Consider the following 14,244-nt stretch of genomic DNA (forward strand, 5'->3'; position numbering starts at 1 on the left):
CCGTATTCGGTGAGATTTCCTTCCAAAGTGGAACCAGTCGCCCAATCGTTCATAAACTGTATATTATTTGCTGAACGGAAACGGAGGACCGGTATGGCTGTTATATCAGGAAAAGAATACATCCGGCGGATCGACAGGCTGAATTCGAACATCTGGATAGAAGGCAGACAGATTTCCGGGCCAATCTCAAAGCATGCAGCATTCAGCGGTGCTGTAAAAAGTCAGGCACTTCTTTATGACCTTCAGAAATGCTCCGAGCATGAGAGCCTTCTTATTCACAAAGACTGTCACGGCCGATCTTTCGGCACATCGTTCATCATTCCAAAAACACGGAAGGATCTGGAGAAAAAAAGAGAAATGGTTCAGTTGTGGGCGAGACATACAGGCGGCCTTATGGGACGGAGTCCGGATTATATGAACACTGTGCTCGCTGCATTCCGCAGTTCCATCCACCTTCTTGAAGGGGAGGAAAACTGTTTTCCGGAAAACATCGTAAAGCTTTACGATCGGGCAATTGAAAAGGACCTTTCGTTTACCCATACTTTTATTAACCCCCAGTGCAACCGCGGTTCCCTTGCCTTTATGGACGAAGATCCGCCAAATGCCAGGACTGTGGACCGGACAGAAGACGGGATTATCGTTTCCGGAGCAAAACTGCTTGCTACCCAGGGCGGGATGACTGACGAGATTATTGTCTACTCACCACCGGGCCTCATGGATAAGGATCAGGCATTTGCCTTTTCATTACCTGCAGATACAAAAGGACTTACTTTTGCATGCAGAAAACCCTTTTCAGGAACAGGAGAGCGTTTCGACTCGCCGCTGTCCAGCCGGTTCGAGGAGATGGACAGTCTTGTCATCTTCGACCGTGTCCTCGTGCCATGGGAACGGATCTTTTACTATGACAACAATAAAATCGCCGACCACTTTTTTAAGCAAAGTCATTTCGCATCTTTCGCCCTTCATCAGGTCGTCTCAAGGCAGATCGTTAAAACTGAATTCATCCTGGGAGTTGCCCAGCTGATTGTCGATACAATCAACATTTCAGAGTACGAACATGTCCAGCTTAAAATAACGGAAATCATCTGCGGGCTCGAATGCGTGAGGGCACTGCTGGGACGTTCTGAATCAGAAGCTGAAAAAGATGAACGCGGTGTTCTCGTCCCTGCCGCAGGACCCCTGTATGTCGCTGTCTCCATGTTTCAGAAATCCTGCGCACGATTTACGGAAATTATTCAGATTCTCGGGGCAAGCGGAATGATCTGTCTACCGGATAAAGCCCAGTTTGATTCCCCCATCGGAGAGGATCTGAACCGGTATCTCAGAGGTTTTAACATAAACGGACGTGACCGCGTTGAGCTGTTCAGCCTTGCCTCCGATCTCTGTATGAGTCATTTCGGCTCAAGGCAGACCCTGTATGAACGTTTCTTTTTCGGTGATCCCGTCCGGCTTTCCCAGTCTATATACAGGTCGTATGATTCCAGTATTCATAAAGAGCTGGTGAAGAAGTTTTTATAGAGAACGACTTTTCCCCACGCCAGGTGGCAGGCCTCATTAAAACAAAAGTAAGTAACTTCGAAGAAACTCCTCACTACTTGCATTAAAAATGACAGAAGCCCTGAAGACATGACCGTCTCCAGGGCTTCTTTACATACAGCACAGCCGTTTAACTTCTAAGGGCTGCACCGAGCTTTTCTTCCAGTGCCTCCACAACCCGGTTATGAACCCGGGTCACGTCCTCATCGGTGAGGGTACGTTCCGGATCGAGATACCGCAGGGAAAAGGCAATGGATTTCCTGCCCTCTTCCAGGTTCTCCCCTTCGTACAGGTCAAACAGTTTTACGTCACGGAGCAGATGGCCGCCTTCTTCACGGATGACAGCTTCAAGCTGCCCGGCAGATACTTTTTCATCAACGACAAGAGCAATATCTCTGTCGATTGACGGGAAGCGCGGAATCGGCTCGTAACGCACGTCTCCCTTTGTGTTTTCCGTCAGAACATCAAAATCCAGTTCAAACACGTAGACTTCCTTGAGAGACCAGTCTTTTGCGACGGCAGGATGAACCTGGGCCACAAAACCTGCGTAACGCCCGTCAACCATCACCCGGGCTCCGCGTCCCGGATGCATGCCTTTAATTTCTGCCTGCTCAAATTCCAGAGCACCCTCGGTGTCCAGCTCTTTGGCAAGGCCTTCCACAAGTCCTTTAGCAACATAGAAATCCACTTGTTTTTTCTCCTGCTGCCACGGATGCTCCTGCCAAGTCCCCATAAGCGCTCCTGCCAGGTTCAGCTTTTCTTCCGGCTGAAATTGCAGGTCAGCCACGCTCGTATGGAATACTGCCGACAGTTCAAAGAGCGCTGCATCGTAGATGCTCCGCTTTCTGTTGTGACTGAGAGCCTCAAGCAGGTGAGGAATCAGTGTTGTACGCAGTGTGCTGCGGTCCTCACTCATTGGCAGTGCCAGTTTCACTTCGTGCTCAAGGTGAGCTGGACGGACTGATGCTTCTTTTTCACCTGTTGTAAGAGCGTAAGTAATCGCTTCGTTCAGCCCGGCACTCTCAAGATAGCGGCGGCTGCGACGCTTAAGTACCTGTCTTTTTGTCAGGCCTCCCGGCGTTGTAACCGAATCCGGAAGGGTAGTCGGGATGTTGTCGTAGCCGTAAAGGCGGGCCACTTCCTCTATAAGGTCCACCTCGATTGAAAGATCTGGACGGCGCATCGGCACGGCCACATTAAAGCCGCGGGATGTTTTCGTTAACGGGAAATCGAGACGATGCAGAATGTCAGACACTGTTTCATCCGAAAGTGAAGTGCCCAGTTTTCTGTTCAGACGCTCAAGGCTCAGCTCCACTTCCAGTTTTCCCGTGTCACGGTTGTCCGCCTCTTCAACTCCTTCGGCAATGGTTCCGCCGGCAAGTTCTGCCATAAGAGATGCCGCACGACGGGCTGCTTCCTTCACCCGTGAAGCATCCACCCCTTTTTCAAACCGCGTACTTGCATCACTTCTGAGGCCCGTATCTTTTACCGCTCTGCGGATTACAGAGCCGTTGAAGACGGCTGCTTCAAGCAGTACGGCTGTTGTTCCTTCATGCACCTCGGAATCTGCTCCTCCCATCACACCGGCAAGAGCGACCGGGACTTCACCGTTTGTAATTACAAGGTGATCTTCGGAAAGCACCCGCTCCTGATCATCAAGGGTCACCATTTTTTCACCGCTCTTTGCCCGGCGCACGAGAATCTCCTGTGAACCCAGCCGGTCGTAGTCGAATGCATGAAGCGGCTGACCGTATTCAAGGAGCACGTAGTTCGTAATATCCACCACATTGCTGATCGGACGGATGCCCGCAGCCATCAGACGGTTCTGCAGCCAGAGGGGGGATTCCTTAATTTCCAGGTTACGGATGATTGTGGCACCGTAATACGGTGTATCCTCACTGCTGTCCACTTGTACGCTCACGAGATCCGATGCCTTTTCCCCTGATGTATGCACACGGGGTGCCGGCAGTTTCGGTTCCCGGTTAAGAATTGCGCCTACCTCGTATGCGGTTCCGATCATGCTCAGGCAGTCTGAACGATTCGGGGTAAGATCGAGTTCAAGTACTGTATCATTCAGATTCAGCTCTTCCAGGGCATCTTCTCCCGGTGTAACCTCGTGGGGGAATACAAAAATTCCTTCCGCATAGCTTTTGGAGACAAGCTTCCCTTCGTATCCGAGCTCCTGCAGGGAACAGATCATGCCCTGGGAAACCTGGCCGCGAAGCTTCGCCTTCTTAATCTTGAAATCTCCCGGAAGACGGGCCCCGACTTTTGCCACAGGTACAAACTGCCCTTTGCCGACGTTTTTGGCCCCGCAGACGATCTGGACAGGTTCGACTTCTCCAACGTCCACCTGGCAGACTTTTAATTTATCAGCATCCGGGTGCTGTTCGCACTCCAGTACATGCCCCACCACGACGCCTTTAATTCCTTTATTGAGTTCATGCAGAATATCCACTTCCACCCCGCTGCGTGTCAGCTTTTCTGCAATCTGGGCCGGCGTGTAATCATCAATATTCAGGTATTCTCTGAGCCAGTTATATGAAATCAGCACGGGATCTCCTCCTTGTTTCTGTTTGACCGTTCATAATATTTTTTGATCATTTTCAAAACCTCTGTTCCGTGCAGTTATTTAAACTGCGAAAGAAAACGGACATCGTTTGTGTAGAAATGACGGATGTCGTCAATGCCGTAGCGAAGCATCGCCAGACGCTCAACACCCATACCAAAGGCAAATCCTGAATACACTTCCGGGTCGAAGCCGCCCATTTTAAGTACGTTCGGGTGAACCATTCCGGTACCAAGCACCTCAATCCAGCCGGTCTGTTTACATGTGCGGCACCCTTCCCCGCCGCAGATCGCACAGGAAATATCGAGCTCAGCCGACGGCTCTGTGAATGGGAAAAAGCTTGGGCGAAGACGGATTTCACGGTCCTCACCGAAGTAATTTTTCACAAATGTCTCCAGTACCCCTTTCAGGTCGCTCATACGGATGTTTTTGTCCACCATGAGTCCTTCAATCTGCATAAACTGGTGGGAGTGGGTCGCATCATCCTCATCGCGGCGGTATACTTTCCCCGGGCAGATAATTTTGACCGGCCCCTTGCCTTCGTGTTTTTCCATCGTTCTGGTCTGTACCGGAGATGTCTGTGTACGCAGAAGCAGATCCGGGGTAATGAAAAACGTATCCTGCATGTCACGGGCAGGGTGGTCTTTCGGAAGGTTCAGGGATTCAAAGTTGTAGTAATCGGTTTCCACTTCAGGACCTTCGGCTACGGTAAAGCCCATCCCGATAAAGATATCTTCAAGTGTCTCGGTCACGCTCGTGAGCGGGTGACGGTTGCCGCGGCGGACGGGGCGCGCCGGCAGTGTGACATCAATGCTTTCCTCTTTAAGCTTTCGGTCAAGTTCCTCCTGCTCGAGGCGGGCTTCTTTTTCTTCAATGGCGCTGGTGATGGCGTCCCTGACTTCGTTAGCCTTCTGGCCGACTTTCGGGCGCTCCTCGCCGGAGAGTTTGCCCATGCCTTTAAGAACCTCGGTAATTGGTCCTTTTTTTCCGAGATAGGAAACACGGACTTCTTTAAGATCTTTCAGGTCTTCTGCCCGGCTCACTTTTTCAAGTGCTTCCGCCTGCAGTTCTTCTAAACGGTCAATCATATTGGATCCTCCTTATTGATATAAATTAAACCTTCATGCCCTCTGCTTTCCGCAGGCTCGCGCTGAGCCTCCCCGGGAAGTGCACCTGCGGGGTGTCATCTGTCTCGCTTTCCTGCTGGAGTCTGCGGGCATTTCGGGTTTGCTTTCATTTGTTCTTTTCCTTCATGCCTTTCGCTTTAGGGCGCTAAGTGCAGCAGCACGAAAACAGCCTACAAAAAAGAGCCTTCTCCCTGAAAATAGGGACGAAGACTCGCGGTACCACCCTGATTAGCAACGTTAATAACGTATACTCACTCATGCATTGTAACGGACAAACGTCCGGGCAGCCTTAACAGACGGAGGGTCTGTGTTCCGGTGCCAGCTCGGGAGTGAATTCAGCTGTGTCGCGCATAAAAATGCTTTCAGTCCGGGGCATTTTCTCCCTGCATGCTGACGCTCAGCTTACTGCTCTCCGTTATCGCTTTTCATACTGTTTCAAATGTACGCCTTATTATAGCCTGTTTTACCGCTTCGCGCAAACGGATTTTCATTTCAAGCATCGCCCTGACAGGACCCTTTTATACCTGTTTCAGGTGATATACAAGAATTCCGCAGGCAACGCTCACGTTGAGGGATTCCGCTCCCCCATAGAGTGGAATATAGATGTTCTGATCAGTCTGTTCAAGCAGAGCCTCTTCGATCCCCTGGCCTTCGTTGCCCAGGATCAGGGCAAAATTCTCCTGAGGCTCAATGGCCGAATAGGTGCTGCCTTCAAGGGAGGTGCCGAAAACCGGTACTTTATTTTCCTGACAGAGGGTGACTGCCTCTCCGAGTTCCATCTTCTGAACCGGTATATGGAACACAGATCCCTGTGCAGCTCTCAGTACTTTACTGTTGTACGGGTCGGCAGTGCCTTCCGACAGGACAAGTCCGTTAATCCCTGCCGCATGGGCTGTCCGGATAATCGTCCCCAGGTTACCCGGATCCTGTATGCGGTCGAGAAACAGAAACTGGCCCTTTTCCAGAGGAATGTTCCGGTTCTCGGGAAGCTCGCATATGGCAGCAAAGCCCTGGGGTGTCTCCGTATCGGCAAGTTCCCTCATGACCCGGTCGGTCACTTCAACCGGTTTCACGTCTGCTGCTTTCCATTCTCTCGGCATTTCCTCCCCTTCACGGATGATCAGCTCTTTAAAGGGAACATTCGCTTTAAGAGCTTCCTCAATGAGATGACGGCCTTCTATAAAAAACAGGCTGCTTTTTTCCCGCCCCCGCTTCGTGTGCAGTTTTTTCCACGCTTTTACTTTCGCATTTTTCGGTGATTCAATTCGTTCCATGATTGTCTCCTTTTTTCAGCCTGACGTTAATCATGCGCTTTATACATATATTTCTGCTCAACTTATCATACTACAAACGAGACTCCATCCAAAATGGACGGCCGTTTCGTGAATACGTGGAGAAAGGATGATCTTGATGGGTTTTAATCTGCGCGGTGCCATTATGGATAATATCCAGGGCAGTGACGAGGAAAAAGTTGAAGCTACGATTCAGGATGCCATTCAGAGTAACGAGGAAAAAATGCTGCCCGGTCTTGGCGTTATGTTTGAAGTTTACTGGAAAAACGCAAGTGACCAGGAAAAACAGCAGGTTATTCAGCAGATTTCCAATGGACTTCAAAGGTAGGAAAAAGGCCGGTGCTGGGAGCATCCGGCCTTTTGTCCTGTTTTATTCATTACTCAAAAGTAATTTTATTTACTGTGTCGCGGTCGAGTTTTTTAATAACTTCCACAATCAGCTTCACCGCGTTTTCAAAGTCATCACGATGGAGAATTCCTGCGTGGGTATGAATGTAGCGTGTAGCGATCGTAATCGACAGTGCCGGTACACCGTTGGCTGTCAGGTGGATTGCCCCTGAGTCCGTACCGCCGCCCGGAACGTAGTCAAACTGGTATGGAATTTCCTTTTCATCTGCAGTCCCTGTTACAAAGTCACGGAGACCTTTGTGACTGACCATGGAAGCATCATACATAATAATCTGTGGACCGTCACCCATTTTCGCAAGAGCATCCTTGTCGGATACACCCGGTGTATCACCGGCAATTCCAACGTCAACACCAAAGCCGATATCCGGCTGAATGTGGTGGGCTGACGTACGGGCACCGCGGAGACCAACTTCCTCCTGAACAGTTCCGACACCGTAAACTGTGTTCGGGTGCTCTTCATCTTTCAGGCGGCGCAGCACCTCAATGGCAATGGCACAGCCGATCCGGTTATCCCACGCTTTGGCCATAAGAAGTTTTTCGTTATTCATCACTGTGAATTCACAGACAGGAACAACGGAATCTCCTGGACGTACTCCGAACGACTCCGCTTCCTCACGGCTTGACGCTCCGATATCAATGTACATATCCTTTTTGTCCACACTCTTCTTCCGGGCTTCCGGAGGAAGAATATGCGGCGGCTTCGAACCGATGACACCAGGAACGTTCCCTTCTTTTGTCATTACCGTCACGCGCTGGGCGAGCATTACCTGCTCCCACCATCCACCGACAGTCTGGAACTTTACAAAACCTTTGTCATCGATATTTGTGACCATAAATCCGATTTCATCCAGGTGCCCGGCTACCATGACTTTCGGTCCATCCGAAACAGAACCTGTTTTCTTTGCAATAAGACTTCCTAGGCCGTCAGTTTCGACTTCATCGGCAAACGGCGCAATGTGCTTTTTCATAACATCACGTGCTTCCCGCTCGTTTCCCGGGATTCCGTTGGCGTCAGTGAGCTCTTTGAGCATTTTAAGCGTTTGATCCATTGTTTTACCCCCTGTTATTGTTAAAAAATTATGTATCTTTCCACACCTCAGTATAACGTGTTTCTATGCGCGGGACAATTATCAGGACTTTAATACCCTTTCCTCTGACGTTCATAATTCACTTCATTTTTTTTCAGGTAGGCATTTTCCACCTCTTCCCCGGAAAAGCCGAGTGCACTTCCAAGAGCGGTGTAACTGTCAAAAAAGCGGGTGTACGCTTCCCGGGTTCGGGTCTGACGCACACTTTCAACGGCCTGAATAACGGAATTAAACCGGTCTGCAAGTGCCTCGCCGCTTTCACTTTCCGCCTGGCGGTAAGTACGGCCGGTATCGTCATCAAAGCCGAGTTCGATGCCGATGGACATGAGAAAATGGACTCCGTCCACATATTCTTCAAGGATGACTTCTTGTGGAGAAGGCGGTTTACTGCTCCAGAATTTAAAACAGCGGGTTTCATTGGCCAGCTCGCCCAGCTCCACATGAAATGCGAGAAATTTTCTGTCGAGGAGATCCTCGTCTGCGAGCCCCTTTGATTGCTCGATATGTCTGTCGAGTGCTTTTTGCATTTCAAATAATCGGGTAAAGGTCATTTATCATGTACTCCTTTTGCAGTATTTCGGATGAAATCACATTTATTTTGAAACCTTACAGTAGAACGGAACGTAGAACAATACAACGACTGCCCTGGGACTGCCGGTAAAACCTGCAGATGCAGGGCCGGATTTACGCTTTAAAAGAGGGAGAGATCACTCATGTTTACCGTGATACTATTTCGCATCCTGCTCCTCATTGCCGTCAGTATCCTCGTATTCAGTGTCATAAAGTATATAATCGACCCTCGCCGCAAGCTTGAGGTCGCTCACAGACGCGGGGGCTTTCACTTTCTCGATGATTCGGAAAATGTCCGTCGGAACTTTCTCCTTACCTACAGGTACGTAATGTTTGAGGGTGAAAAATACCTCGGGACGGTGGATGATTCCTTTGACGTAACCTCGGTCACCGTCTGGACGGAGGAAACAGACAAGCTGAAAGGACTCAGCAAAACAGATTTCCTGTTCATAGAAAAAGAAATTTCGATCCGCTATCCGAATGCGAAGATCGAATGGCGCAGTCCGATTAAGGAGCTGCTGAAAAAAATGAATTGATTTTAACCCGGAAGGCTCCATCTGGAACAGCCTTGCGGGTTTTTTGTCCGTGTGTCGTCACAGGACCTCCCCGTGTGATGGGGCTGGGACAGAAGTGCGGAGACAGAAGAAAATCGGAACAGTCAAAATGGGCTGCAGATAAACGTTCCTGAAATATACGCCACTTTCCGCGGGAAGCGGCTGAGCCTCCGCGTGCTTCGCCCTGCGGGGTCTCACCTGCGCTTTTCCTCCCGCAGGAGTCGGCGAATATTTCAACCGCCTGACAGCTTTTTGTTCGGATTCTCGTCAAAACACTTTCCTTATGTTCCAGTGTCCCCTGCCCCGCAGAAACCGCACTCCACTGCTAACGGAACCACTTTACGAACTTCCGGGTGACCTGTGGGATCCATCCGCTGAACAGGCGCTTTCGCCAGTACTCGTCCGCAGCTTTGGACACGATTTCACCTCTGGCCGGATACGGCTGAATCACACTTGATATATCTTTCAGTCTGTGGCCGTGATGCTTTGCAAAGACGATCTGCTGCATCCAGTCACCGGCGGATGTTCCGATCGCATGAGCACCGAGAATAAAGCCTTTTTTGTCGGTAATGATTTTCACGAATGCATCTTTATCCCTTTCAGCGATGAAGCGGTCCACCTCGTCTCCCTGAACCTTGTAGACGTGAATTTCATCCTGATACTGGTCACGTGCCTGTTTCTCGGTCAGCCCGAGATGGAAGACTTCCGGATCTGTATAGATCACGTAGGGAAAGTGGGTGTAGTCCGTGTGCCTGCGAAGACCGAAAAGGGCATTGGCTACAATACTTTTCCCCTCCATTCCCGCTGCATGGGTAAATGGATATGTGCCGGTTACATCTCCGCAGGCATAAATGTTTTTCATGGTAGTCTGCATTTTTCCGTTTACTTTGATGCTTCCATCCTCCAGTTCAACCTCCGCGTGCTGCAGATTCAGATTCTCCACATTTGCCTTTCTGCCGGCAGCAATAAGGAGGGCATCACATACAAGAACCTCGCTTCCGTTGTCCTGATCCTCGGCTGTAAGACGAAGTTCGCCACCGTCTCTCCGCGCTTTCGTAATTTTTGCTGAAAAGATAAACCGGATTTCCTCAGACAGTTTCCGCCTTGCATGGTCACGGATTTCCCATTCTTCCCGGTCCATAAGGTCAGGAGAGTGATCTACTACGGTAACCTGTGAGCCGAACCGTGCCATGGCCTGGGCAAGTTCAATCCCTACAGGACCCGAGCCGATCACCACAAGACGTTCAGGTATTTCATCAAGAGAAAAAATCGTTTCATTTGTATAGTAAGGCACATTTTCGAGCCCCTCGATTGGGGGAATGGCAGGTCGCGAGCCCGTGGCAATTACGATACGCGTGCCGTAAATGGTCTCGTTTCCATCTATGGAAACTTCATGTCTGGAACGGAATGCAGCAAACCCCTTATATTCATCAATACCCAGTGACCGGAGACGCTCCCGGCTGTCGTGGGGCTGAATTTCTCCGATCGCCGCCTCAACCCTTCTTTTCACGGCACTGAAATCCATCTTTCCTCCAAGGGAAAAACCGAATTCCCCTGCAGCCCGCCTCGCATGGTAGATCTCTTTGGCTGCCTTTATATAGGTTTTTGAAGGAACGCACCCATAATGAAGACAGTCCCCGCCAGGCTCCTCATCTTTCTCAATGAGAGCAACTTCTGCTCCGAACTGAGCGGAACCGATGGCAGCAGTCAGGCCGCCGGATCCTCCGCCAATTACGATCAGATCATACTTCTTCATCACCTTCCTCCTTTCTTTTATAAGTATCGTTTTCTGAGGTAAGTCCGAGCATCTGTCTGACTTTTTCCCTGAATAACAACGGCACAAGCATAACAATTACAAACAGACTGCCTGCAAAAATCCAGGTACCGGCTCCTCCGTCCACAAAGCTCGATCCAAGATAGGTGTAGGCAAATACACCGGGAATCATTCCGAGGGCGGTTGCTGTAATAAAAGGAATGAACCGGACTTTCGAAACGCCTGCCGCATAGCTGATTAAATCAAAGTTAAATACCGGGATCATCCTGAGTGTCAGAACATAGAAGAATCCCCGTTTCTCCAGCTGGTTCTGTATTTTTTTATAACGCCCCTTCCACTCTTTTCCGGCAATATTTTTCCCGAGATACCTGGCTGTTATAAATGCCAGAGCGGCACTCCCGGATGCTCCGATCAGTGTATACAGCGTGCCGGCTGCCGGGCCGAAAGCCAGACCGCCGGCGATGGACAGGACAGAAGCGGGAAAAAGAATAAGCGGCCGCAGAGTATAAAGAAGGATATAAATTACCGGACTGAACAAGCCGAATGACAAAATCCATTCCCTGATTTCTTCGGGACTCACCTGAAGTACTTCCCGGTTCAGAAAGTACATTCCGCCCAATGCTGCAGCGATACAGAAAATAATGAAGACTTTCTTTCTGGACAATGGTCATCACCTGCACTGTATGGTTTTCATAAACCTGCGGTCGATTCTGTTCTTCAGCATCCAGGCCCACCTGCCGTGAACTGCCCTCCCCCCCGTAGAGGAGGAGCCCCCTTTGGCCACCTGTCGATAGAATTGCAAGATAGCGTTTCTGAGCTTCGAATGATTTTAGTGTGTTTCCGGCCGCGCGGGCAACCAGGTTATCGTAGAGAACCGGAGCCTGACGTACCGCATAAACACCGTTTTTCGGAAGTTCCGGGCTCGTCTCCAGTGTGACACAGTCACCTGCACCGAATATATCGGGATCCTCTAATGACTGAAGGGAGTCAGTGACGAGGAGAAAGCCCTTCCCGTCAGTTTTCAGTCCACTTCCTTCAGCAAGAGGATGGGCTTTCGGTCCCGTAAGCCAGAGCAGGTCACTGAAAGGCACTGAACCCCTGACTGTTTCCACCGTTTCTGCTGTCACTTTCCGTGCCGGTGTCTTTTCCAGGAGACGGATCGGCTTTTCTGCCATCAGCCGCCGCACTTTTCCCCCTGCTTTTTCACTGAAAGAAAGAACATCTTCCTTAGTCAGGAGCGTCACCTGCTCGGAGGTGTAATCGTATTTTGTCCGCCATGCGGCGAGGGAAAAAGCGAGCTCCACTCCGGCTGCCCCTCCCCCGGCGATCACCGGGAAATCTGCCTTCCTCAGTTTTTGAACCGTTTCCGGGAACATGAAGTTCGGCTTTAAACTCAGGCTGTGCTCACCTGCTCCCGGAATGCTGTCATCTGCAAGTGAGCCTGTATTCAGGCTGACAAGATCATAGGGGAGAGGACCACTGCCTGTGATTACCTGTTTACCCGCACGGTCAATCTGCTCTGCCGCCGCCCTGATGAACGTTACACCATTCTGCCTGCAGAAGGATGCAAGATCGATTCTGATCTCTTCTTTCCTGTAAAGCCCTTCTGTATAACCGGAAAACATTCCGGAATAATACTGAAAATCGTCTGCTGAAACAAGTGTGCATGCAAGTCCCGGTGGCTTTTCCTTCCCGAGTCTTTTCACGACCCCAAGATGCGCATGCCCACCGCCAATGAGAACAATGCGGGTCATGTGCCGCCTCCTTCCGCGCGTCCCAGGATCCTTTTCGCCTCAAGCATACGCTGGACGCCAGTAAAGACCTCCACTGCGAGAAACAGGAGTGTCGTATATAAGAGAATGGAGGGAAACAGAATCATAATCGTAAACAATATGAACCCCTCAGTTCGTTCTGCAAGTCCCGCCTGATAATAAAAAGATTTCATCCCTTTCTGTTCCGAAACGGCTCCCACCGTCAGAAAAACTGTCATGGAAAAAATGATGGAGACACTGAGAAGAAGCAGTGCCCACATGACTTCCGGAAACAGAAAAGCGAGACCGAGAATGACACTGATTTCCACGAGACGGTCAAAAGTAACGTCCATTACCGTGCCGAAAGCCGTTGATTTCGTTTTTCTTGCCATCGACCCGTCAACCGCGTCAAGATAGCCGGAAAGCCAGAGTACAGCCACTGCAAGCCACGGCATGCCGAAATAGATCCACAGGCCCGCTGTCACCCCGATGATGAAGGATGCCGCTGTTACCTGGTTGGCTGTCAGCTTCCACTTTAAGAAAAGATCAGCGGTACGGCCGATCACAGGCTGTACGTATTTTCTTGCATGTGTATCAAGCATGGCGATCGTCCTTTACCTGTTTAAATGTTCTGAAGGTACTCCTCTTCCAGACCAGCTGCACAGAGTCCCCTTCAGAAACCGTCCTGCTGCTGTGAATTGTGAAGTTCCCTTTTCCTGTTCTCACATTCACAAACGTAACCCCGTGTTTTTTCCATACCCTTTCAACGACAGCTTCAATGCTGTCAGTTTCTGAATTCTCCGTTACACAGGTTTCAAGAGTGACAGCTTCAGCCGGCACAAAACCGTTTCCCAGGTTCAGGCCATCACCGACAAGCAGGGACACACGGGATGAAACCGGAGATCCGGTCACTTCTTCCGCTGTCCCAATCTGGGCTATTCCCCCCTCGTCCATTACTGCCAGCCTATCGCCCATAAAGACCGCTTCCTCCCTGTCATGAGTGACAAAAACAGAGGTCATGTTTTCCTCTTTCAGCAGATTCCTGACCCAAACCCGCAAGGAGTGACGGAGCTGTTCATCAAGGCTGGAAAATGGCTCGTCCAGTAAAAGGAGCCGCGGCTTGATAATGAGTGCCCTCGCAAGCGCGATACGCTGCTGCTGTCCTCCGGAACACTGGGACGGGTACTTGTCCGCATAGGTTTTAAGAGACACTTTTTCAAGCATATCCAGCCCTCTGGCTGTCCTCTCTTTTCGCCGGACTTTCCGGATTTTCAGTCCGTATGTAACGTTCTCCAGTACGGTCATGTGCGGAAACAGCATAGGCTGCTGAAACATGAGAACCACAGGGCGCTTTTCGGCACGGAGACCGCTCATATCTTCTCCATCAATCAGGACCCGCCCTGAAGACGGTTTTTCCAGACCTGCAAGACAGCGGAGAAACGTACTTTTCCCCGTCCCTGAGGGACCAGCCAGACTCAGGATGTCTCCCTCGGCTGAATTGATACTGATATCGGTAAAAACCGGCTTTTGACCAAAAGTTTTCGAAAGCCGGTCGATCTCAAGAAATGACACAGG

The 14,244-nt window shown here is 50.3% G+C and carries 13 protein-coding genes; 3 read left to right on the plus strand and 10 right to left on the minus strand.

What is annotated here, in order from left to right; all coding sequences use genetic code 11:
• Nucleotides 1–93 precede the first annotated feature (93 nt).
• Entirely contained in the window at nucleotides 94–1,518 is a 1,425-nt protein-coding gene (locus FGB90_RS11555; RefSeq protein WP_138810993.1) for a 4-hydroxyphenylacetate 3-hydroxylase family protein, read from the plus strand.
• Nucleotides 1,519–1,666: 148 nt separating this feature from the next.
• Here FGB90_RS11555 and pheT read toward each other — a convergent pair whose 3' ends face one another.
• The 3 genes from pheT to FGB90_RS11570 all read right to left on the minus strand — a co-directional run bounded on the left by pheT (nucleotide 1,667) and on the right by FGB90_RS11570 (nucleotide 6,506).
• Nucleotides 1,667–4,090, minus strand: a complete 2,424-nt coding sequence (gene pheT, locus FGB90_RS11560) for a phenylalanine--tRNA ligase subunit beta (RefSeq protein WP_138810994.1) — start codon at nucleotides 4,088–4,090, stop codon at nucleotides 1,667–1,669.
• Nucleotides 4,091–4,164: 74 nt separating this feature from the next.
• On the minus strand, nucleotides 4,165–5,193 hold the full coding sequence (gene pheS / locus FGB90_RS11565; protein ID WP_138810995.1) for a phenylalanine--tRNA ligase subunit alpha: 1,029 nt from the start codon (nucleotides 5,191–5,193) through the stop codon (nucleotides 4,165–4,167).
• A 557-nt stretch (nucleotides 5,194–5,750) separates the two neighbouring features.
• Nucleotides 5,751–6,506, minus strand: coding sequence for a TrmH family RNA methyltransferase (locus tag FGB90_RS11570; RefSeq protein ID WP_138810996.1), 756 nt, complete (start codon nucleotides 6,504–6,506; stop codon nucleotides 5,751–5,753).
• A 136-nt stretch (nucleotides 6,507–6,642) separates the two neighbouring features.
• Between FGB90_RS11570 and sspI the strand changes: the two genes are divergently transcribed.
• Complete coding sequence (sspI, locus tag FGB90_RS11575) at nucleotides 6,643–6,852, plus strand: small acid-soluble spore protein SspI (RefSeq protein WP_138810997.1); 210 nt, start codon at nucleotides 6,643–6,645, stop codon at nucleotides 6,850–6,852.
• Between the two features lie 49 nt (nucleotides 6,853–6,901).
• Here sspI and FGB90_RS11580 read toward each other — a convergent pair whose 3' ends face one another.
• Nucleotides 6,902–7,981, minus strand: coding sequence for a M42 family metallopeptidase (locus tag FGB90_RS11580; RefSeq protein ID WP_138810998.1), 1,080 nt, complete (start codon nucleotides 7,979–7,981; stop codon nucleotides 6,902–6,904).
• 89 nt (nucleotides 7,982–8,070) lie between these two features.
• On the minus strand, nucleotides 8,071–8,571 hold the full coding sequence (locus FGB90_RS11585) for a dUTP diphosphatase (RefSeq protein WP_138810999.1): 501 nt from the start codon (nucleotides 8,569–8,571) through the stop codon (nucleotides 8,071–8,073).
• Nucleotides 8,572–8,733: 162 nt separating this feature from the next.
• On the opposite strand from FGB90_RS11585, the gene FGB90_RS11590 reads away from it, so the two are divergent.
• A complete protein-coding gene (locus tag FGB90_RS11590; RefSeq protein ID WP_138811000.1) occupies nucleotides 8,734–9,126 on the plus strand; it encodes a sigma-w pathway protein ysdB in 393 nt (130 codons plus the stop codon).
• Between the two features lie 343 nt (nucleotides 9,127–9,469).
• On the opposite strand, the gene FGB90_RS11600 is transcribed toward FGB90_RS11590, so the two are convergent.
• From FGB90_RS11600 to FGB90_RS11620, 5 genes are read right to left on the minus strand one after another with little or no spacing between them, the layout of a single operon-like run.
• The gene (locus FGB90_RS11600) at nucleotides 9,470–10,900 is read right to left on the minus strand and encodes a dihydrolipoyl dehydrogenase family protein (protein WP_138811002.1); all 1,431 of its coding nucleotides are present in this window, start codon (nucleotides 10,898–10,900) and stop codon (nucleotides 9,470–9,472) included.
• Nucleotides 10,887–11,342: a TVP38/TMEM64 family protein gene (locus tag FGB90_RS11605; protein ID WP_246056168.1), complete on the minus strand. Its 456-nt coding sequence runs from the start codon at nucleotides 11,340–11,342 to the stop codon at nucleotides 10,887–10,889. The genes FGB90_RS11600 and FGB90_RS11605 overlap by 14 nt, the downstream gene beginning before the upstream one ends.
• A complete protein-coding gene (locus tag FGB90_RS19965) occupies nucleotides 11,239–12,672 on the minus strand; it encodes an FAD-dependent oxidoreductase (RefSeq protein WP_138811004.1) in 1,434 nt (477 codons plus the stop codon). The genes FGB90_RS11605 and FGB90_RS19965 overlap by 104 nt, the downstream gene beginning before the upstream one ends.
• Nucleotides 12,669–13,271 carry a CDP-alcohol phosphatidyltransferase family protein gene (locus FGB90_RS11615; RefSeq protein WP_138811005.1) on the minus strand — a complete coding sequence of 201 codons (603 nt, stop codon included), beginning with the start codon at nucleotides 13,269–13,271 and terminating at the stop codon, nucleotides 12,669–12,671. The genes FGB90_RS19965 and FGB90_RS11615 overlap by 4 nt, the downstream gene beginning before the upstream one ends.
• Nucleotides 13,264–14,241 carry an ABC transporter ATP-binding protein gene (locus tag FGB90_RS11620; protein ID WP_171051796.1) on the minus strand — a complete coding sequence of 326 codons (978 nt, stop codon included), beginning with the start codon at nucleotides 14,239–14,241 and terminating at the stop codon, nucleotides 13,264–13,266. Before FGB90_RS11620 ends, FGB90_RS11615 begins: the two co-directional genes overlap by 8 nt.
• Nucleotides 14,242–14,244: the final 3 nt, after the last annotated feature.

This window comes from Alteribacter natronophilus, from assembly GCF_006007885.1.
GTDB lineage: Bacteria > Bacillota > Bacilli > Bacillales > Salisediminibacteriaceae > Alteribacter > Alteribacter natronophilus.